General features: G+C 39.8%; 17 protein-coding genes. 2 read left to right on the plus strand and 15 right to left on the minus strand.

Going from position 1 to position 21549, the window contains the following annotated elements:
- The first annotated feature begins 342 nt into the window (after window positions 1-342).
- Complete coding sequence (locus tag JOC48_RS02490) at window positions 343-1548, plus strand: glycoside hydrolase family 18 protein (protein ID WP_239584141.1); 1206 nt, start codon at window positions 343-345, stop codon at window positions 1546-1548.
- 166 nt (window positions 1549-1714) lie between these two features.
- On the opposite strand, the gene JOC48_RS02495 is transcribed toward JOC48_RS02490, so the two are convergent.
- The 8 genes from JOC48_RS02495 to cuyA all read right to left on the minus strand — a co-directional run bounded on the left by JOC48_RS02495 (window position 1715) and on the right by cuyA (window position 10284).
- Window positions 1715-2866, minus strand: a complete 1152-nt coding sequence (locus JOC48_RS02495) for an MFS transporter (RefSeq protein WP_204497470.1) — start codon at window positions 2864-2866, stop codon at window positions 1715-1717.
- A gap of 14 nt (window positions 2867-2880) precedes the next feature.
- A complete protein-coding gene (locus tag JOC48_RS02500; RefSeq protein ID WP_204497471.1) occupies window positions 2881-3432 on the minus strand; it encodes a chromate transporter in 552 nt (183 codons plus the stop codon).
- Between the two features lie 139 nt (window positions 3433-3571).
- Window positions 3572-4147: a chromate transporter gene (locus tag JOC48_RS02505; protein WP_338024223.1), complete on the minus strand. Its 576-nt coding sequence runs from the start codon at window positions 4145-4147 to the stop codon at window positions 3572-3574.
- A gap of 167 nt (window positions 4148-4314) precedes the next feature.
- Window positions 4315-5928, minus strand: coding sequence for a gamma-glutamyltransferase family protein (locus JOC48_RS02510; protein WP_204497473.1), 1614 nt, complete (start codon window positions 5926-5928; stop codon window positions 4315-4317).
- A 27-nt stretch (window positions 5929-5955) separates the two neighbouring features.
- Entirely contained in the window at window positions 5956-7515 is a 1560-nt protein-coding gene (locus tag JOC48_RS02515) for a tripartite tricarboxylate transporter permease (protein WP_204497474.1), read from the minus strand.
- A 24-nt stretch (window positions 7516-7539) separates the two neighbouring features.
- Complete coding sequence (locus JOC48_RS02520) at window positions 7540-7995, minus strand: tripartite tricarboxylate transporter TctB family protein (protein WP_204497475.1); 456 nt, start codon at window positions 7993-7995, stop codon at window positions 7540-7542.
- A 104-nt stretch (window positions 7996-8099) separates the two neighbouring features.
- Window positions 8100-9155, minus strand: a complete 1056-nt coding sequence (locus JOC48_RS02525; protein WP_204497476.1) for a tripartite tricarboxylate transporter substrate-binding protein — start codon at window positions 9153-9155, stop codon at window positions 8100-8102.
- 130 nt (window positions 9156-9285) lie between these two features.
- The gene (gene cuyA / locus JOC48_RS02530; RefSeq protein WP_204497477.1) at window positions 9286-10284 is read right to left on the minus strand and encodes a D-cysteate sulfo-lyase; all 999 of its coding nucleotides are present in this window, start codon (window positions 10282-10284) and stop codon (window positions 9286-9288) included.
- Window positions 10285-10446: 162 nt separating this feature from the next.
- Here cuyA and JOC48_RS02535 point away from each other — a divergent pair, with 162 nt between their 5' ends.
- A complete protein-coding gene (locus JOC48_RS02535) occupies window positions 10447-11373 on the plus strand; it encodes a LysR family transcriptional regulator (RefSeq protein WP_204497478.1) in 927 nt (308 codons plus the stop codon).
- 77 nt (window positions 11374-11450) lie between these two features.
- On the opposite strand, the gene JOC48_RS02540 is transcribed toward JOC48_RS02535, so the two are convergent.
- The 7 genes from JOC48_RS02540 to JOC48_RS02570 form a co-directional block, all read right to left on the minus strand.
- Window positions 11451-12671 carry an amidohydrolase family protein gene (locus tag JOC48_RS02540; protein WP_204497479.1) on the minus strand — a complete coding sequence of 407 codons (1221 nt, stop codon included), beginning with the start codon at window positions 12669-12671 and terminating at the stop codon, window positions 11451-11453.
- 87 nt (window positions 12672-12758) lie between these two features.
- Complete coding sequence (locus JOC48_RS02545; RefSeq protein ID WP_239584142.1) at window positions 12759-13538, minus strand: FadR/GntR family transcriptional regulator; 780 nt, start codon at window positions 13536-13538, stop codon at window positions 12759-12761.
- Window positions 13539-13691: 153 nt separating this feature from the next.
- Window positions 13692-15095, minus strand: a complete 1404-nt coding sequence (allB, locus tag JOC48_RS02550; protein WP_204497480.1) for an allantoinase AllB — start codon at window positions 15093-15095, stop codon at window positions 13692-13694.
- 163 nt (window positions 15096-15258) lie between these two features.
- Window positions 15259-16488 (minus strand): amidohydrolase family protein, encoded by a 1230-nt coding sequence (locus JOC48_RS02555; RefSeq protein ID WP_204497481.1) that lies wholly within the window; start codon window positions 16486-16488, stop codon window positions 15259-15261.
- Window positions 16489-16595: 107 nt separating this feature from the next.
- Window positions 16596-18170, minus strand: a complete 1575-nt coding sequence (locus tag JOC48_RS02560; RefSeq protein ID WP_204497482.1) for a glutathione ABC transporter substrate-binding protein — start codon at window positions 18168-18170, stop codon at window positions 16596-16598.
- Between the two features lie 176 nt (window positions 18171-18346).
- The gene (locus JOC48_RS02565) at window positions 18347-19831 is read right to left on the minus strand and encodes a chlorohydrolase family protein (protein WP_204497483.1); all 1485 of its coding nucleotides are present in this window, start codon (window positions 19829-19831) and stop codon (window positions 18347-18349) included.
- Between the two features lies 1 nt (window position 19832).
- Window positions 19833-21329, minus strand: a complete 1497-nt coding sequence (locus JOC48_RS02570) for an amidohydrolase family protein (RefSeq protein WP_204497484.1) — start codon at window positions 21327-21329, stop codon at window positions 19833-19835.
- Between the last annotated feature and the right edge of the window lie 220 nt (window positions 21330-21549).

Here is a 21549-nt window from a genome sequence, read left to right on the forward strand (position 1 = left end):
TCAGTAATAAAAACCTTCGTATAAATTTACATAATTTTCTTTTCAAACCAAAAAACTTGATTCATAACACCAAGTCTCCCAACCCAACTGTCCTCCCACCAAAGACAAAATGACCGATTTGTCCACAGGCGGGGTCAGACCCCTCCCACGATTTACCACTGTTTGTTGGTTTGTTCTCATATTACAATAGAGTAGGTAGCTAGAATAATAGGGGGATTTTGTGCGATGCGGCAACTAAGAGGGAGACACTACATCATAAAGTTGGTTAGCTTATCAGTTCTAACTCTTTTTTTATTAATTTATGTTTCTAGTTTTAGCTCAGTGGGAGAAGCGAAGTCATTCATGAAAGCTTCTACATTACCATCGAAGGCTTTGACATATAAAGAAGATATTTCTGAGTATTTGGTTTATAACAAGTTTACCGGAAGGACTTCTAGCAGTGTACAAAACCAGTATAAGCGAATCGGCTACTATGCCGGCTGGTCAACGTATTCCGGCTATCAGGTCGAAGATATTGACGCTAGTAAACTAACACACATTAATTATGCCTTTGCAAATATCTCTGAAGATGGAAAAATAATTGTTGGAGATACTTGGGCCGATACAGAAAAAGAGTTCCCTGGTGATTCTGACAGACAAGCTTTTAAAGGGAATTTTCATCAATTAAATAAATTAAAAGAACAACATCCTCACTTGAAAACATTGATTTCTGTCGGTGGTTGGACATGGTCAGAAAATTTCTCGGATGTGGCTCTCACCGAAGAATCTAGAACAATTTTCGCTGAGAGTGTCGTAGATTTCTTGGTTACGTATGGCTTCGACGGCGTTGATCTCGATTGGGAATATCCAGTAGGAGGCGGAAAAGCAGACAACGTTAATCGCCCTGAAGATAAACAAAACTTTACGTTATTGTTGAAAAAGATACGGGAATTACTCGATGAACAAAGTGATAACGATGGAAAAGAGTATCTATTAACAATCGCAGTAGGAGCTAATGATTCCCATGCGAATAATATGGAATTGGACTTACTTCATCATTATGTTGATTACATTCAACTGATGACCTATGATATTCACGGCGAATGGGATGAGATCTCTGGATTGAATGCACCATTATACCGGGATCTTGACAGTAAATATTATCGGGACTGGAGCGTTCAAGACGCTGTTAAGACTTATATCAGTGGCGGGGTTCCAGCTAAAAAATTGGTGATGGGACTTCCATTTTACGGCAGAGTTTTTAATCAAGTAAACAGTACTAATAATGGCATGTACCAACCTTTTGATAATGGTGGGGCGGTGAGTTACAGTAGGATTGAATCCGACTACCTTAACAAAAATGGGTACGTTCGTTATTGGATAGCTGATTCAAAAGTTCCTTACTTGTTTAATGGTTCCACTTTTATAAGCTATGATGACAAAGAATCGATTGGACATAAAACTTCTTACATTCAGTCGATGGGATTAGGTGGCGCTATGATGTGGGAGCTTAGCCAAGACCCAAATCAAGTACTGCTAACAAAAATATATAATGATTTAAAAAATTAAATCACCAACCATAAAGGGCTGTCCCAAAAGCTACGTAATTGGGACAGCCTTTCTTTGCTTTCCTATCATCCACTCACCGATAGGGGTCTGACCCCCACCGATAACTGTCCTCCCACTGCGGACAACTGTCCACGAAGGGGGTCAGACCCCTTTCTAAGACCCCTTTCTAGAAATTTGGGATTTTGGCTTTGGTGCCGCCTATGAGGATGATGATTCCGACGATCCAGAAGATTCCTGGTAGGCTGATGAGTTGTGCGATGCCACCAAATAGGACTGGAGCTGACATTTGGGTGAGCCTGTTGGCAGTGAGTCGTAAGCCGAGGCCTTCTCCGACGCGGTCCTTCGGTAGTGAGTAGGCTGTGGTTGATATCGATAATGGTTGCCCGAGACCTAGACCAAGCCCTAATAGGAACGACACAATCCCTAGCATCACACCACTCTCGAAGAACGGGATAAGGAAGAAAAAGAATCCTGATCCGATAATTGAGCCGATTACGACACTGCTTCGCGTAAATTTATTTAGCAAATATGGAATCAGCCAACGAATCAATATTCCACCAGCCGCATTAATAGAAACAATCAACCCTATCATTGAATTGGATAGACCGAATTCTAACGCCAATAATGGAAAATAGGCCGTGTAGATATCTTTTCCGAGTAATATGAGAATGCTAACCAAAAAAGCGATTCGGATATTGCGAAATTTTAATAAATGAAAGGATTTAAATATATTATTTTGCTTTTCATCCTCATTCAATCGATGGTGTGTTGAGTCAATAAACAGCGCGAGAATCGATGATAATACCGCGATACCACCTAACAGTCCAAATGCTACCGGATACTGCCACATCTCAGAAAAAAGTCCACCGAGCATTGGGCCAACAAAGGTTCCCAATGCAACACCGATGCTAAATATCATAATACTATCATCTTTTTTTGAATCTACCGTCCTATTACTTACAAATGTTTGAGCTGATACCGCGTAAACCGTTTGACAAATACCAGCAACAATTTGGGATATGTATATACCTGTTAATGTTGGTATAAATAGAGGAATGCCCAGCGCCAGCGAACCGATAATCGTACTGCCAATGATTGGTTTCTTATGGCCAATTCGATCGACCACCTGCCCAATTTTTATCGCAAAGAAAAATGGCAGCAACGGAAATAGTGCGACAATCAAACCTATTTCAACGGTACTCGCCTCAAGCTCACTAGACAGGAGCGGAATCAATGGACGTGTTCCCATTACCCCGGTGAAATAGATTAGTGTAATAATTAACATCGCATATTTTTTAAAATAGGTTGAAGCTACCAATGTGAGTCACCTTCTCATTGCATCAAATAACCACCGACATAACCACTCATTGCTCCGTATGATAACACACAAATAATCACAAGGACAGGACTAACCTTTTTATATTCTAAGAAAAATACACTGATAGCAATTAAAACAACCGTTTGAATAATACCAGCAGTTTCCCATGATCTCGTAAAAAAGCTAAACGCCAAGATAGCTAGCAGCATCCCGATGGCCGGGCGAATAAGGCTGGTCATTTTCTTAATTTTTGGTGATTCCTTGAATTTCATTAATAGTCCCATTAACAAAATCATTGCCAGCAAGGAAGGAACAACGGTAGCTACAATTCCTAACACAGCTCCTAGCATGCCTCCAACCTCATATCCAATATAGCCGGCCATTTTTGTTGCGATTGGTCCTGGTAGGGTATTCGCAAGGGCTAGTATTTCCGCAAATCGATCGACTGTAATCCACCCATATCGCTCCACTACCTCGTGTTCGATTAAAGGAATCGTAGCAGGTCCTCCACCATATCCAACGATTCCAGGAATTAAAAATGCTAAAAATAAATCAAGATAAAGCATTGGACTTCTCCTTCTCTGTTCATTTTTCACATCGTGACCAATTATAACCATGAATCCCAGCACTAATTTAATTTTCCCGCACTGTCCACGTGTGGAGGACAAATGTCCACAGAGGGGGTCAGACCCCTTTAGCCGACCCCTAGCTAACTCCGGTTTGTTTTTCTGGTTTTTGTTCTCTTTTTGTCTTTTTAACTAAACTGTAAATTAGTAATACAGCAATTAGTATGGCTGGGTGAATGTTTAATAGTACAAAGCATATAAAGCTAATTCCACCAAGAAGGAGCAATCCTTTTTTGCCGAGCTTGTCGTGCGATTGTTTGAAAAATTTATAAGCAAGGGATCCGAGCATAACGGTGACCACCGGAATAATCGAATGGGTAATGCCTTGCACGATTGCTGATTCCCTGTATTTAATCAAAAAACCAATAAACAAAATCATTAAGATAACAGTGGGTAAAATGGTAGCCAACACAGCGTTGATTGCACCAGTAACGCCTCCAACACGGTAGCCAATATACCCAGCCATTTTTGTTGCAATCGGTCCAGGTAATGTATTTCCAATCGCTAGAATATCACTGAATTCTTCATCCGATAACCACTTAAATCTATCGACAACTTCTTTATGGACAAGCGGAATGGAAGACGGTCCTCCTCCATAGCCAAGCATCCCTGATCGAAAAAAACCGATAAATATATTTTTTTGTACCGAAATAATAAAACACCCCTAACCTATTAAGCGAAGCCTGTAACCTATTTCAGAGACTCTACCTCTAATCCGCCGATAGTAGAAAAAAATCTCCTCGTTCTCACTGAGCAATGAGTAAGTAAAAGCACTTGGAAGCTTGCTGTTACCTCCCTGCCCAGTCCCCGCTCATCTCAAAACTACCAGCCTGCGACCTGGCCATCTGTCCGTGGTTCTGTTCCACCTGATAGGACACCTGTTTGTTCATCTCTCCAAATAATCTGACCCCGACCGAAGTCTACCTCATCAATGGACTTTACGATGTGATGGCCCTTTCTTGATAACGCTTGTGTAATGTGGTCTGGGAAATTCGGCTCGACTTTGATTGTCTTGCCACCCGTCCATAACCATCTTGGTGCACTTAACGCTTGTTGAGGATTCAAACGGAAATCAATCGTATTCATCATAACCTGCAAATGACCTTGAGGCTGCATAAAGCCACCCATGACGCCAAATGGTCCGACTGCTTTTCCATTCTTCGTTAAAAATCCCGGAATAATCGTATGGTAGCTTTTCTTACCTGGGCGAAGACAATTAACATGATCTTCATCTAGTTTAAAATCTTTTCCTCGGTTATGAAGTGCAATTCCAGTGCCCGGGACAACAATCCCTGAGCCAAATCCTTTGTAATTGCTCTGGATAAAGGAAACCATGTTACCTTCTTCGTCTGCAGTCGATAAATAGACCGTACCACCTTTTTGCGGCGTCCCTGGTTTTGGCGTGCTCGCTTCATCTCCAATTTCACTTCGACGTTGCGCTGCATACGCTTCAGACAACAACGTGTCAACAGTGACATCCATATCTTCCGGATCAGAAACAAACGCAAATCCATCTGAGAAAGCTAGTTTCATGGCTTCGATTTGCTTATGAACCGTATCGACATCGTCCTTTGCTGCAAACGAAAACTCTTTCAACATATTTAATGCCATCAATGTATTGATCCCTTGTCCGTTTGGCGGAATTTCCCATACATCGTAGCCACGGTAATTGACACGGATTGGATCAACCCATTCGACTTCGAATTTTTCCAGATCACTTTTACGCAAGAAACCTCCATGCTCCTTCGCAAATCCTTCTATTTTATCTGCTAACTCACCTTTATAAAAAGCATCCGCCTTTGATTCAGCAATTAATCGCAATGTGTTTGCGTGATCACTTGATTGCCAAACTTCTCCAGGTTGCGGAGCACGACCAGCAGCTGCAAACGTATCGAACCAAGGTTGAAATTCCTCTCCTTTTAATTTCTCAGAAAATTGATCGAAGGAACGCTTCCAATATTTACTCAAAATTGGAGAAACCGCATATCCCTCTTCAACATACTTAATCGCTGATTCAAATAAATCTTCAAATGGCAGCTTACCAAAACGCTCGGATAAAGCTACCCATGCCTTTGGGGCACCCGGAACAGTGACAGGTAACCAGCCATAGTCCGGTATGTCAGAAACACCTTGATCCTTCACCGCTTCTATCGAGATACCTTCAGGGGAAGGACCACTTGCATTTAGTCCATGCAATTTATCTTTTACCCACACAAGGGCAAATGCATCGCCACCGATTCCATTCGAAGTAGGCTCTAAGACCGTTAAACTAATCGCAGTAGCAATCGCTGCATCAATGGCATTGCCACCTTTTTTCAAAATTTCAAGCCCAGCCTGTGCTGCTAATGGCTGGGATGTTGCTACCATCCCTTTTCTCGCATACTTTGTCAGCTGTTGCGCTGGATACGGATTATAAAGTGGATCAAATTCTACCATTTTTTTAACTCCCTTTCTTAATCAAAACTACGCTCGCTTTGCGAAATCATCGTCGTTCATTTCATCTGCTTCGCTTTGCTCCAATTCTTTTCTTTTTTTAGCCATGCGATAATTTTGCCAAGTCGAGAAAATAATCGATAGTACTGTTAAAATAATCATCGTTAATGAAATGGGACGAGTGAAAAATGTTGTCCATGTCGTCTCTAATTCTAGTGCCCGAAATAGATTTACTTCCAATTGACCACCAAGTACAACACCAAGAATCATCGGAGTTAACGGTACTCCTGCTTTTGAAAATAAATACCCAATCACACCGAATAAAAATAATGTCCAAACATCGAACATGCTGTTACTTAATGCATAAGAACCAACGCCTGCCAGCATTAATACAATGGGAACTAAAATAGCCGGCGGAATTTGTGCAATTTTTGTAAACACACGAATTAAGAAAAACATAACCCCAACTAACACGATGGCAGCCACAAACAAACTAGCATAAATACTGCCAACTAATATTGGCTGATCTCTAAATAGTAACGGCCCAGGGGTGATTCCGTGCAAAATGAGAACCCCAATCATAATCGCCATTGTCATGTTACCTGGTATCCCTAATGTTAATGTCGGGATAAACGCCCCACCAATTACTGAGTTGTTGGAGGACTCCGCCGCTACAATCCCAGCTGGGTTCCCTTTCCCAAACGCTTCAGGATTTTTTGAGAATTTTTTTGCTTGGTCATAACTTACAAAGTTAGCAGCAGACCCGCCGACAGCCGGAATCGCACCAATTGTACTTCCTAATGCGGAGGAACGAAGCAAATTAAACTTTTGTTTCCATATATCCTTCAAAATTTGGCGATAAGGAATTTTTACATTCGTATTAATATCTTTAAATTTTTTCCCTTGCTCCGTATTCTGTTTGATCTTTTCTACGTTTTCCATCAACTGAGAAAAAGCAAAGCTACCAATTAATACTGGCAAGATTTGAAGTCCGTTGCTTAAAAAATCATAGCCAAAATTAAAACGCATTTGACCACCAGCACTTAATCCTGTTGTCGCAATCAGCAACCCTATCCCTGCTGCAATTAACCCTTTGAGCATCGCACCGTCCGACAAACTTCCAACAAGCGTTAATGCAAAGATGATCAGTGTCGCGATTTCCCATGGTCCAAAATTAAGGCTGAATTTTGCCACTAGCGGTCCAAACGAGGTTAATACTAAAATACTAAAAATCGTTCCAAAGAAAGAGGATAGAATTCCGACACCAAGCGCTCGACCCGGCTCCCCTCTTTGCGCTAACGGGAACCCGTCATATACCGTAGTAATGGAAGACGGTGTTCCTGGAATCCCTAGCATAATCCCAGAAATTAATCCTCCGGTATAGCCACCAACCATAATTGCGACCATTAAAGCAAGTCCTTGAATAGGCTCCATCGCAAATGTAAACGGAAAGGCCAAGACAATTCCCATCGTTACCGTAAAGCCAGGAATACTCCCTGCAATAATTCCACAAATGACTCCAATGATAATTAATAAGATCGTTTGAATCGTTAATACTTCTCCTAACGCTAATAAAAAGAAATTATCCACTTTTTTCTCCCTCCCTACTATTAGTTAAGGCAACCAAATATTTAATAAATGCGTAAAAATTAGGTAAACAGAAAAGGTCATAATCACTGAAATGGAAAGGTTTAACACAATCGTTTTCGGTTTCTTTAATCCCATTAACACCGCTTGTCCAACAATTAAAAATAACAAGGTCGCAATAATAAAGGAAAGAATCGGAAGAAGGACAACATATACCCCAAACAATGCAAATAGAATGATAGTTTTGCCATACTTATTGATAAATGTTTCCCAGGAAAAAGACGAAGTACGATCACTCTTTTGAAGGAATGATTTAATAAGAAGAACAAGCGTAACAACCGCTATAACCGCTATAATAAACCTTGGAAAAACTGCTGGACCCGCAATTTGCCATGGTGTTTTTTCCGCAAAATTAAATGTCTCCATGAACATGATCAAACAAAAAATTAAGACACTAATACCAAAAATTCTATCTTGAACCATTTTTTTCTCTCCCTTCTTAAGAAATCAAAGTGCCTCATAACGTGTAGAAAAATGAGTAACTAATGATGGACGGTAGCCACCATTAGTTACAATGAAAGACTATATTATTGTAATTCCATGTTTTCTGCTAACTCACCTAAACGATCATGCAGCTCTGTTACGAATGTTTCATATTCTTCATGATCCTTGTATCTAGTTATAGATCCTAGCTTAGCAACTTCTGCTTGTAATTCAGGATCATTTAAAGCTGCTTCAAACGCTGATTCTAATACAGTTACAACCTCTTCCGGAGTATCTTTTGGTACAAAAACACCACGGCTTGTAGCATTAGTAAATTCAACGCCCTGTTCAATCATGGTTGGAGAATCTGGCATTTCTGCAAGACGCTCATCATGTGCTACACCAATGGAAACAAATGTACCTTCGTCAAAGTAACCTTTACCAGATGTATAGTTTGTCATGGTGCCGTCAATTTCGCCTGCAACAACTGCTTTAATGGCTGCCCCTGTACCTTCATAACCAATGAGCTTCACATCATCTGGTGATAGTCCTGCACTTTTAAGCATGTCTGCTACGAAGAAGTGAGAAGTACCTCCAGGTGTCATTCCCCATTTCACTTCACCAGGGTTTTCTTTTACATAGTTAATGAAGTCGTCCATATTTTCCCAACCTGTGTCAGCATGAACCGTTGCAATGTTTGGTGTTTGAGTCAGCAATGAAACTGGTTGGAATGCTTCAAAAGAGTAATCAACAACACCAGAATAATAAGCTGTAGCAATAACGTCATGACTACCTAAGATTGTATAACCATCTGGATCTGCATTTTTAACCTCTCTTGATCCAGTTGTAGAACTTGCACCCGGCATGTTCACTGGAACTAGTGTAGCTCCGAGTTCTTCTTCCGCATATTTACCTACCAATCGGAAAATAATATCTGTTGCCCCACCCGGAGAATAAGGGATTACCAATTTCACTTGCTGCTCCGGATAATCACTTGCTGCTTCTGCACTTCCGGTATCTTCACTATTAGATTCAGAGCTTTCACTACCTGTACTGGAATCCGCACCGTCATCACCGGAGCTTGTCCCACTCGCTGAGCCACAAGCTGCTAAAACCAAAGCCAACATGACCACAAAACATATCGATAGTAACTTTTTCACTTGGAAATCCCCCTATTTTTTTTATTTATGATAAGAGCGAATTCTTCTTGTTAAAAGGTCGTGAGCCGAAAAGCTAGTAACCTATTAATCGAAGAATTACCCCTTTCATGTATTTTTTTCAAACCCCTTTTTAACCTAATACAGTCGTTGCATATTCATATAATGCCGGTGAACCACCAGTATGAAGGAATAATAGCTTTTGATCCTTTTTAAAATAACCTTTACGAACCAAGTCTATTAATCCAGCCATTGCTTTTCCTGAATATACTGGATCAAGCAAAATCCCTTCTGTTTTCGCTAAAAGCTGAACAGCTTCCTTCATTTCATCTGTCGGCAATGAGTACCCCGGACCGACATATTCATCAAAACACGTGACAGCCTCAGAAGCTATTGTTTGCTTAACCCCAACACGATCAGCTGTTTTTTGAACCAAATTGTAAACTAGCTGTTCCTGCTCTTCTTTTTTTCTACTAACATTAACACCAACAACAGGAATATTTGTGTTATTCCCTTGAAAACCTGTGACAAGACCAGCATGTGTTCCCGAGCTTCCACTTGCACAAACGACAGAATCGATATCGATGCCTTTCTCGTACATCTGCTGTTCAATCTCCTGGGCACAGGCAACATATCCTGTTGCGCCAATTTCATTGGAGCCACCACCCGGGATGATATATGGAGATCCACCATCTGCTCTGACCAACTCGGCTTCTTTCTCCATCTCAGCAGCTATGTCTGACCCACCAGCTACGACCCTTACCTTGTCCGCTCCAAGTAACCGGTAAAGAAAATTATTCCCGCTTGCCGCTTCATTGTAGGTGTTTGGGACTCGTTCCTCTAACACAAGAATACAATCGAGCCCTTCCTTAATTGCAGCTGATAACGTTAAACGGCAATGATTGGATTGGATTGCCCCGCATGTGATTAACGTATCCGCGTTTTTTTCCAATGCATCGGCCACTAGGAACTCCAATTTTCTTGTTTTATTCCCACCTAACGTTAGTCCAAGCAGATCATCTCTTTTCATAAATATTTCCGGACCTGCTAATTCCTTAGATAGGTGTGCTAGATATTCAAGTGGTGTATCCCCTTCTGTATACTTTCTTCTTGGAAATTTAGCTAAATTCATTACTAACCTCCTGGCAAGGAAATCTTTATCAAAAGTTTTCTGAATTATTTTATATTTAAAAGTTTACATGAGGTGGTATTATTAGTAAAATTAAACATATTAATGATGATATTAAAAATAACTTAACGCGTGAGGTTATCTAACATAAGAGAGGTGGTTGGTATGGATAATAATTTAATCGTATTCGTCAATGTAGCTGAGCAGGAAAGCTTTTCGCGGGCAGCAAATTTACTCCATATGACACCTTCAGCAATAAGCTTGAATATTAAATCGTTAGAGAAAAAACTTGAAGTAAAGCTTTTTGATCGCACGAATAAATATGTACGTCTTACGACAGCAGGAGAAATTTTATATGAGCATGCAAAGGAAATACTTTACAAATACACCCATGTAAAGCACTTGTTAGAGGACTTGAATCAATCACCAACCGGACCGATTTCTATTGGTGCTGCATATACATTTGGTGAATATTTTTTGCCAAACATTCTCTTTGCGTTTCATAAAATGTACCCCAAGATTTTGCCAGATATAAAAATCTTAAACTCGAAACGGGTTTCCAGAAGAATAGATAACCATGAGCTGGATGTTGGCTTCGTTGTCGGAGATGTCTTTGAAGAAGGGGACCGAGTCATCACTCCTTTTTCACAAGATAAAATGGTTCTTGTTGTGCCATATAATCATCCTTTAACACAAAAGCGACATTTAGATTTCAGGCAATTGGAAGAGGAAACATGGATTATTCGAGAAGAGGGATCAGGTACGCGAAAAGTAACAAATCGCTTGTTTTCCCAATTAGGGATATCTCCAAACAGAATAATGAGCTTCGGAAGCTCCCAAACCATTAAAAAATCAGTGGCACTAGGATTAGGGATTTCCTACTTATCCGAGTTTGTCGTGAAGGAAGAGGTATCGTTAGGAAAATTAACGTCCATTGAATTAAAGGACTACCCAAATACCGGAAAGTTTTCCATCATGACAAACAAAACAAAAATCCAATCAAGACCAACAAACATATTTTTGGATTTCCTCCAGAGCTACACCCCACCCAAAAATATATTCCTATCCCAAGGACAGAGCATCATCCGATAAAAAGAGCGCCGGCAAAAAGCCAGCGCTCTTTTTCACGCAAGTGTCCGCGTATGGAGGACAACTGTCCACAGAGGGGGTCAGACCCCTAATGCTGTTTTGTTCACTTGTATTCCTTTTTTCCATATTGCTAGTCTTTTTGGGCGTTCTAGTAATACGTTGCGGGTGTTTTTGGTGTCAAATAGGACTAGGTCTGCTTGGTTGTTAAGTGCTATTCCGTGGGACTGGATGCCTAATGCTTTTGCAGCGTGTATGGTTGTCATATCAAGTAGTGTTTCAGAGTCCTTTAGCGTTCCCATTTGTGCTACATGTGCTAGAAGTAAGGCTACATCTAATGGATCACCTGTACCAAAGGGAGTGAACGGGTTTTGAATGTTGTTCGTTCCAACGATAACATTGGCCCCCTCCTCTAAAAGAAGCTTTACAGGTGTCACGCCACGCCTAACGCGTTCTTTATCACTCCGACCATTAAGAAATAAGTCGGTGGCTGGCAGCGTCATTACATGGATACCCGCTTTAGCAATATCTTTAGCAATTTGCTTTGCTTCCTCCTGCGGTACGGAGCCAAGTGATGTCAAATGCCCCACCGCTACACGTCCTTCTAACCCATATGTTAATGTCCGACTAACGATATCTTTGATCGCCAATTGCTTTGGATTATCGGAAAAATCTACATGAAAATCGAGCGCTTTATCAAATCGATGAGCCAAATCAAATACCAAATCCAAATGTCCAATTGGATTTGGGTCATTATATGGTATCCCGCCAACGACATCTGCCCCCATAATCAAAGACTCTTCCAAAAGTTCAGCTGTACCTTTTTGTTGAAAAATCCCTTCTTGGGGAAATGTAACCAGCTGTAAATCAATACGGTCACGATATTGCTGCTTAAGCTCTAATAAAACCTCCATCCCTTTTAAACCTACAATTGGATCAACCTCAACATGGCACCTTATGTTAGTGACACCATATGAAATACACTTTTCCAACACTTTGATCGAGCGTTGTTTAATATCGTCTTTTGTAAAACCTTTCTTTAAGTCACCTGTTAATTGAATTGCTTCATCTAACGTCGTTGCGTCCTCATTCATTTGATCAAGCAAATAGGCTTTATCCAAATGAATATGCGGCTCAATCAGACCAGGCAAAAGAACCCTACCATCAGCGTCCATGATTTGCTTTGCATGAGGTAACCGTTCTTCCGCCTTTGATAGATAGGTAATGCTCCCATTCTGAACACCTACATCCATTAAGTGATTATAGTGTGGAATGGAAGCCTTATGAATCAACGTGTCTAGCATCGTAAGCCCCCCTATGAAATAATCGAACTGCTAAAATATATTACTAGAAGAACAGGCTTAGCAGTCTAGTTGTAGGCATCTAAAAAATTATGGAGTCCCACCTAACTCAGATAACATGATTCGGTAATTAAGTTGAACATCCTCTAGGTGTCTTTGCATTAACATACCGCTTTTTTCCGAATCCTTTTCTTTCACTGCTTTTAAAATTTCTTTATGATAATAAAAAGCATGTTCAATATCATCATTAATAGCCATTTCCATTCTTACTTTTTTAAAATTATCCACTACAGATTTATAGACGCTGACAATCACATCGTTTTGGGTAGCCAACGCTAACGTCCCATGAAAATCTAAGTCGGGCACAATTATCGATGTTCCGTTTGCTACACAAATACGCAAGTCATCCATAGACTTTTCCAATCTGTCTATACAATCAATATCTCTTCTTTTCGCTGCTAAGTAGGCAATTTTCACTTCTATTCCTTTTCTAAATTCTAATAAATCCAAAGACTGGTTAACATCCATGGAAGGCAGCCAAGTTGTAATGTCCTTCAATTCATTATGATGAAGCGTTGTTTTTAAATAAGCTCCCTTTCCGGCCCGCTTTTCAATGATGCCTCTCTCCGCAAGAATTTGTAGAGCTTCTCGAATCGATGACCTCCCGACCTCTAATAATTGAACTAAATCTCGTTCAGACGGAAGTTTATCACCTGCTTGAAGACCCTTTTTCCTAATATAATCTAATAAAAACTTCTGAACCGTTTCACTTACAACAATCATGGTCGTTTCTCCTTGCGTGATTAGATTTTTCAGCAAACCGGTATGACCGGTCTTACCAGAAAAATATCCATTTATTTCCGATGCCATATAGTCACAATATCACCATCAACAATCATCGTCTTGTACTCCGTTAAGTTTTCTGACGTGGTTTATAAACAAGCGAAAAAACCATTTCGAATAAGACACAAATTAAATGAAAAAAAACAATCCACCACATTAGCTCCTATGATACGGGTGCTTCTAGTATTCATTAAATCGTTCCCCGTTTTTTTCACGTACACCTGATATTACTTTCAGCCATTTTCCTCTATTGTTAAAAACTTTATTTTTTAGTTGTTCATAAACTAAATTACCATGACATATCGTATGGGTAACTTTACACCTAAACGTTTCACCAACATATGGGCTATGCGGATGCTTATATAGCAAATCTTCTTGCTTACATTGATTGTTTATATCGGGATTTAGGATAACTAAATCTGCATCACTCCCCTCCCTTATCATCCCTTTATCCGGGAACAGTCCAAAGCGTTTAGCAGCATTTTCTGCTGTTAACTTTGCTATTTGTGGGAGTGAAAGGTTGTAGTCATAATAGGCTTTATCAAAAAACGCTTCTAATGAGGACTGGCCACCTGAGATTCCACCCCAAGCTTTAAAATAATCATTAGCAAACTTTTCTTTATCTTCCGTTGGACAGGGAGAATGATCGGAGGAAATCATGTCGATTTCTCCTAAAGATACCTTTTCCCATAGACTTTTTCTTTCTGCTTCTACCCTTAAAGGCGGTGCACACTTGGCAACCGCTCCCTTGTCTACTAATGAACTTTGGTTGAACCATAAGTAATGCGGGCATGTTTCCACACTAATGTCCAACCCTTTTCTTTTTGCTTCAGTAATTAAATCAACAGCTTTTGCACTACTAATATGAACAAAATGGATAGAACAACCGGTTTCTTCAGCAAATACTAATGCACGCGAAACTGCTTCCACTTCAGCAATGACAGGACGTGAAGAAGAATAGTCGTCTGCAGAAAATTTACCCTGACTAATTTTTTCTTCTGCAAGCCTACTAACTAAATCTCCACTTTCAGAATGCAGAGCCAATACTTTATTTGCTTTAGCAATCTTTTTCATACCTTCCATTAAAGTTAAATCATCTACATTCTCAAATTCTGGTGTTCCTGTAGGAGATAGAAAAGCTTTAAAACCAATAACGCCTTTTTCTGCTAATCCTGCCAATTCCTCTAAGTTACCTGGAACTAGTCCTCCCCATAATCCAAAGTTTATTACTGATTTTTCTTCACCAATAAAGCCTTTTTGATGGAAAGCCGGAACATTAATGGTTGAAGGGATTCCATTTAATGGCATGTCAAAGAAGGTAGTGCAACCTCCCTTGGCTAAAGCATGAGATCCTGTCACAAAGCCCTCCCAGTGTTCTCTACCTGGCTCACTAAAATGAACATGGACGTCAATCATTCCTGGTAAAACAAATGAATTTTCAGCATCAATTACTTCTCCCTTCACATCCATGTGTTTACCTATCTGTACGATTTTCCCATCTTTAATAGCTATATCTAACGTTTCTACTTTATTTTCAAGTACGACGTTTCCATTCTTAATGATTAAATCATAATTACTACCCATCTTATCAGCCACCTTTTTTTAACAAATAGCTCTGTCATAAGAGTTGATATTTGATGATTGACTCCGGATGCTTAAAAATCGTGTAAAACATTGATTTCACACGATGAGTCAAAAATCAACCCCAATCTTTAACACCGCCTAACAACAAACAACGTTACTATTATTAATCTAACCCTCCAGAAACCAATCTCCCTCTATACATCACAGCCTTTCTTTCTGATCTACGTGCTACTGCTTCTGCAGAGCAAGAAGCATTAACAAAAACGATGGTTGCTTCCTCGCCTATCTTCGGCCATATACCTTCTCCTGCTTTATTTAATGGAGTTTTTCCTCCTGTAATCAGCCCTAAAGATTGAGCCAAAGATTTCTCATCTAGCCAGCGAAAATACTCTGCTACCCGTGTTAATTTTTCTAACGTATCCCCATTGCCAAACGGTGACCAATGGTCCATAACTGTATCAGTACCTAATGAAACATTGACCCCTTTTTCTAATAAAAGAGGAATTGGGATAAGAGGGCCTGTTGCTCTTGAAGAGGCAACTGTAGCAATAGATATATCTAATTCATTAAGTTGTTCAGCAATTTCTGCGGCTTCCTGGATAGATACTCCTGCTAGCCCTAAGGCATGACTAATCGTTACCCGACCATTCCATCCCGCTTCCTCAGTCATGGCTGCCAACCTTTTGATCGTAAATGTTCCTAAATGCCCTGGATCATGTAAGTGGATATCAATATCTGCATCATGCTCAACAGCAAGATCCATTATGGTGTTTAATGACTTTTCAATATCTAGATCGACAGTAGCTGGATCTACCCCTCCAACCAAATTTGCACCAGTTCGCAGTGCTTGACGGACCAACTGAACAGAGTCATTTCGAAGTAGACCATGTTGGGGAAAAGCTACAATTTCAAACGCCATCTTATCAGAAAAAGATTCGGTAGCTTCAAGCGTAGCCTCTAGATTCTTTAATCCTACCACTTGGTCAATATTACAATGCGTTCGAACATGTGTAACGCCTAAACGAAGAAGTAACTGTAATATCTTTTCCGCTCTCTCTTTAGCAGTTGGTAGTAATTTAGGAAGCAATTTTTGCTCTTCTTCTATTCTTGTAAAAATATTTTTAAATGGAGAGCATGCTTGCCACGGACCGCCGAAATAAGTTTTATCAATGTGAATGTGCATCTCTTTAAAAGCTGGTAGCGCAAGTGAATTTTTAGCATCGACCGTTTCTAGACTAGTATCTAATGGTTTTGTTCCAGATGCTATCTTTGATATTTTTCCGTCTTCTATTAACAGATGGAATATACTAGTTTCAGTCCTTGCAATACTTTCAGTCAGATCACTGTAACCAGTTTCTAAACGCACATTTGTAAGCCAATAAGTATTAGACATAAAGGAAACCATCCCTTTCTATTTAACGTTCTACTTTGGTGTGACTCCATAAATAGGCCACGATTGATAAATGTAAAAAGGGAGAGGATCCTCTCCCCTCTCCCTTTTTATTTGATCGAAACATCATTGATCATTAAATAATTGGAAGGACTCATATAAAGACCTTTTACATTTTTACCAATGGCTGCCGTGTTCTCTAAGTAATGTACAGGAACAAACACAGCTTCTTCTATCTCAATGTCCTGGATTTCTTCATATATTTCAATACGCTTATCTTCGTCATATTCTTGTCTGCCTTGCTCAATCAGTTCGTCCACTCTTGGATTTTCGTAGAAGAAGTAGTTGCCTGTACTTCCCTGTGAACTACTATGGAATAAGTGATATTGAATATAATCTGCATCACCTGTCGCATTTCTCCAGCTACTAATAAACATACCTGTTTCTCCATTAGCTGCAGCTTCACTCCAGGCACCATATTCAAGTACCTTTACCTCTACATCAATACCGATTCCCTTTAACTGTGATTGAACTACTTCCGCTAAGCTGATACGCTCCTTTTGATCCATCGTCCAAATGGTTGTCTCAAACCCATCTGAATAACCAGCTTCCTTTAAAAGTTCTTTCGCTTTATTAATATCGTATCCATACTCCTGAATACCAGAATGATAACCAAATACCTTCGAAGGAATGACAGAAAGTGCCTTTGAACCTACGTTGTTAAAAACACCTTCTTGAATCGCTTCCGTATTAATAGCATAATTGATCGCTTGCCTTACACGAACATCTTGGAAGACTTCTTCCTTAAAGTTAAATCCAATATAAATCGTTCCCATTGCATCGCTTCGATATAAATCCATATCTTCGGATGATTTAATACGTTCTATTTCCGATACAGGAATCGGTTCGGCAACATGGGCTTCACCCGTTTCAACCATTGCAATACGAGTCGCATCCTCTGGTACTACTTTATAAACGACTTCTTTGATTTTTGGCTTTTCTCCCCAGTATTCTTCATCTCTTGTAATCGTAATGTCTTGTCCTGGATTCCATGATTCAAATTTAAAAGGTCCGGTTCCTACTGGATGTTGGCCCAAATCCCTGCCATATTCATCAATAGCAGTTGGACTTAAGATTCCACCCTCATGATTAGCTAAAATCGAAAGTAATGGCGAAAATGGTTCTGTAAGAATGAATTGAACCGTATAGTCATCCACTATCTTGATCTCTTTGATTACACTAAACAATCCCGCTTTAGGAGAAGCAACCTCTTCATCTAAAACCCGCTCGAACGTTCTTTTAACAGCTTCAGCAGTAAATGGGGTACCATCATGGAACTCCACTCCTTCACGAAGTTTAAACTCCCATGTTTCACTATCTAACTGATCCCATTCCGTTGCTAATAATGGTTGAAACTCCATATCTTTATCCCTTTTGATCAATCCTTCATATATACTTTCATGAAAGATACTTGCAGCATTAATCGATGAACTAAAATGCGGATCTAGATTTTCTGCATCTGATAATCTTGCAACGATCAACGTTTCTTCACCTTGTTGAGTTTCCTCTGTATTACCCTCTTCACTACTTGGTTCATTACCTGACGTTGATGTTGAGCAGCCAACAATAAACACCGCTAACAAAGTTGCTACAATCATAAAATAAGTAAATTTTACCTGTCTCATATTGTCCTCCCTATTATTTCTATTTAAGAATCAAAGATTGCTAACTTAGTTCCGGCCAAAACTCAGCATCTTTTTTTCTTAATTAAATTATAAGAAATTTCTGATAATGTTTGTTTTTTTATATTTACTTGAATTTTAACTATTTTTACATTTTCTTAAAATAATTAAAGTTTTGTTTACAATTTGGCCTTTTCATTTTTCTTCATCCTACGAAAGGAAGGGTTAAACAATTGGTCATCGGTAAGATGCTGATAATCTCTTTCCTTATATCCCAACCGCATTTTATTAAAATAAGCTTGTCCTTTTGCACGAATTTCCCCCAAATCAACATGAGGTACCTTTCTGTCCTTCATGACAATTCTTCCATTAATAATAGACATTTTAACATCTCTTCCTGAACCCGACATAAACATGGTACGAATTGGATCATCGATTGTCCCCAGATGGTAACCTTCTAAATCCACTACGATAATATCGGCTTTTGCTCCAGGTGCCAATCTTCCAAGATCCTCTCGACCAAGGTACTCTGCCCCTCCAATAGTTGCTGCTCGAAAGAAGTCTGCATAGGTGGACCCCTCTGGATTCCCTTCTAAAATACGGGACACCAATGTTGCCGATCGTATGTTTTGAAAAAAGTCTGGAGGAAACGTATCTGTTCCCATTGCAACATTGATTCCTTGTTCCTTATATTTTTTAAAAGTTTCTAAGGCAGAAGAGTGCCTGCCGATAATCAGCGGACAATGGATAACGGTTGTATTCGTTTCTTTTAAAAGCTCCAGATCATTTCCTTCGCCAATGTTTGCTTTACTGTAGTCCGATATCCAATGCGCATGCGGAATCGCTGTTCTTTCTCCTAGAAAACCTAGATCATACAGGAAGCGAATAGGAGTTTTGTTATACCGGCGATGAATCTCATGGTACTCAAACTTGCCTTGTGCTGAGTGAAGTCTCACAGGACATCCTAGCTCTTGACTATAATATTTTGTTTGCTCCAAACTGTCCGGGGTTTGTGTTTCAATTCGCTCCGGTGCCAACATTCCTTTGATTAAACCGTTATAAGCTCCATCAAAATTCCTGACAAAATTTATCGCACGACTTAGCCCTTTCCGCCCTTCCTCTTCATTCCAATATACGTTTATTTCACCATTAGGTTTTACAACTCTCATGCCAGATTGATAACTTGGTCCCATGTACATTCTCAATCCTAGCTTTCCTGCATGATGTGCTGCCGCTTCTAGTTCCTCGTAGGTTTCTGCCCATCGCTTATATAAGACAGAGGTAATAGGCATCGCCGTTGTAACACCATGAAGAATTAATTGCGTGTAAGCATAAAGAGACTTAAATTCTTCCTCTTCTTTTGTCATAAACTCCCGATATCCATTTTGATAATATTCTTCAGACCAAAGGAGGTTTTTTTGCTTCGCATTATCTGCATCTATGTGAATAATATCATGGTCAATATCACCTAACGCATTCAAATCGATAAAACCAGGACTGACAACAGAATTTCCGGCATCGATGCATGAATCAACATTTCCTTCATAACGGTGACCAACATATACTATTTCTTCTTCTTCATAAACAACTTCACCATTTTCAATAATGACATGGTCATTCCCATCATACCCAATGACAAATTTCCCTTTAATCTTTGTTTTCACTTTATTCCTCCTCATCATTTCCTTTTGAGTTATCGTTAATAGGGTCGACGTACAGCCTAGCCTTTCCCCACATCGCATCTGAAGTGTTCATATATTTCTCAAGACCTGCCTGTGTCACTGTTCGAAAAGCTTCTTCATTTGCTTCCTCAAGAATTTGATTTTCATCTACTGTTTCTACGCTTCTATCCCTCATTAGTACCTTTCCATTGACGATGACATGATTAACATCATGAGCAACGGCCTGATGGACCAACCGGTGAATATACATATAATTTGGAACGAGGTGCGGTTGATACATATCAACAGCTATTACATCAGCCCTTTTTCCAATTTCCAGCGAGCCAAGTTCATCATCCCACCCTAAACATTTAGCTGCATCAATGGTGATCATCTCTAGTAATTTTCCAGGGCTTAACGTAAAGAAGTCTCTCAAGGCCGCCTGGTTAATCACTTGCATTTTTCTAATCGCTTGAAACATATCAAAACTAGTAGCAGGCGCCGTTCCGTCAGTAGATACTGCAACTGTTGCACCTAGTTCGATTAGTTCTGGAATTGGCGTTCGGGCAGGTATTTGTCCGAAGCTTGGAGAAGCACTGACATTGGTCCCAGTCTCGGCAAGAATTCGGGCTTCATCGAATGAAATTCCTCTACAATGTTGTAAGTGTACATCTGGACCTAGCAATGCATTGTCACGATCTTGAATCGCAAGGTGTACCATCCCACCAAAAGCATCGGAGTGAATTCTAGTATTATATTTTTTTGCGATTTCCCGAATCTTCTTTGCTTGTAGAAAATCATGGTCCGTTAATCCAAACAATTGATCAGGTGGTGTAGGATGCGAAGGATTAATAGACGTAACAATGACAAACGGGGTAATAAAAGCCCGGATGTGATCCTCATAGGAATGGTGAAGTGCCTCAATGACTGCCTCTGTACCGTTCAAAGCTTCTTGGTATGTGACTTCCTTTTCTATTCGTTTATCCCCCTTCCAACGACTAAACTTCTGTGGCCAAGGAGGATTACACGGACCAGTACAAACAACCTCCCTGACTCCGACTTCTGAATAAGCTTTTGCATGATTGATTGCGAAAATGGGATCATCAGAACGAGGAGTTGACCCTAAAACAGACACGCCTGTCGTCACCCCTGACTTTAACCGCTCTAGTGCAGATAGCTTCCCCTCATAGTACCAAAAGTCATCTGTTACAAAATGCTTATACGTTTCCGTCATAACAGGCATCCATGATCCTGGATAGTCCATGGCTACTGTTTTAAACATGGAATGTCCGCCATGCCCGTGTGTATCAATCAGACCTGGTAATAAACAGTGGTTCTTACAATCGATAGTATCGTTAGCTTCATAATTTGATAGCAATTCCTGAGTAGTCCCTACATCCAAAATTTTTCCTTTGTGAATAGCTATCCCACCATCTTCAATGATTCGCCTATGTTCGTCCATCGTAATAATCACACCATGAACGAGTAGTAAATCGATCATCCAATTCTCCTCTCTCTAGCAGCTATTACTTTGCTCCGTTTATATAAGTACATAAAAATTACATAGAATCTTAAAATCGAAACCGAATATGTAACCTAGTTAAACTATAAAGAAAATTTCTCTTGTTTATTTTCAGAATCTTTACATTTGTTTAAATTTTATTTACTTGTATTAGAAGATGTATAGACATTATCAATCTATCTGATAAATTTTTTATAAA

It is taken from the genome of Aquibacillus albus (assembly GCF_016908325.1).
Taxonomy (GTDB): domain Bacteria; phylum Bacillota; class Bacilli; order Bacillales; family Amphibacillaceae; genus Aquibacillus_A; species Aquibacillus_A albus.

What these genes read in the sequence shown, in the direction of transcription:
- allB (WP_204497480.1), bottom strand. Translation starts at nt 15,095, where the DNA reads ATGGGTAGTAATTATGATTTAATCATTAAGAATGGAAACGTCGTACTT.
- JOC48_RS02560 (WP_204497482.1), bottom strand. Translation starts at nt 18,170, where the DNA reads ATGAGACAGGTAAAATTTACTTATTTTATGATTGTAGCAACTTTGTTA.
- JOC48_RS02490 (WP_239584141.1), top strand. Translation starts at nt 343, where the DNA reads ATGAAAGCTTCTACATTACCATCGAAGGCTTTGACATATAAAGAAGAT.
- JOC48_RS02520 (WP_204497475.1), bottom strand. Translation starts at nt 7,995, where the DNA reads ATGGTTCAAGATAGAATTTTTGGTATTAGTGTCTTAATTTTTTGTTTG.
- JOC48_RS02540 (WP_204497479.1), bottom strand. Translation starts at nt 12,671, where the DNA reads ATGCTAGACACGTTGATTCATAAGGCTTCCATTCCACACTATAATCAC.
- JOC48_RS02545 (WP_239584142.1), bottom strand. Translation starts at nt 13,538, where the DNA reads ATGGCATCGGAAATAAATGGATATTTTTCTGGTAAGACCGGTCATACC.
- JOC48_RS02570 (WP_204497484.1), bottom strand. Translation starts at nt 21,329, where the DNA reads ATGATCGATTTACTACTCGTTCATGGTGTGATTATTACGATGGACGAA.
- JOC48_RS02510 (WP_204497473.1), bottom strand. Translation starts at nt 5,928, where the DNA reads ATGGTAGAATTTGATCCACTTTATAATCCGTATCCAGCGCAACAGCTG.
- cuyA (WP_204497477.1), bottom strand. Translation starts at nt 10,284, where the DNA reads ATGAATTTAGCTAAATTTCCAAGAAGAAAGTATACAGAAGGGGATACA.
- JOC48_RS02500 (WP_204497471.1), bottom strand. Translation starts at nt 3,432, where the DNA reads ATGCTTTATCTTGATTTATTTTTAGCATTTTTAATTCCTGGAATCGTT.
- JOC48_RS02535 (WP_204497478.1), top strand. Translation starts at nt 10,447, where the DNA reads ATGGATAATAATTTAATCGTATTCGTCAATGTAGCTGAGCAGGAAAGC.
- JOC48_RS02555 (WP_204497481.1), bottom strand. Translation starts at nt 16,488, where the DNA reads ATGTCTAATACTTATTGGCTTACAAATGTGCGTTTAGAAACTGGTTAC.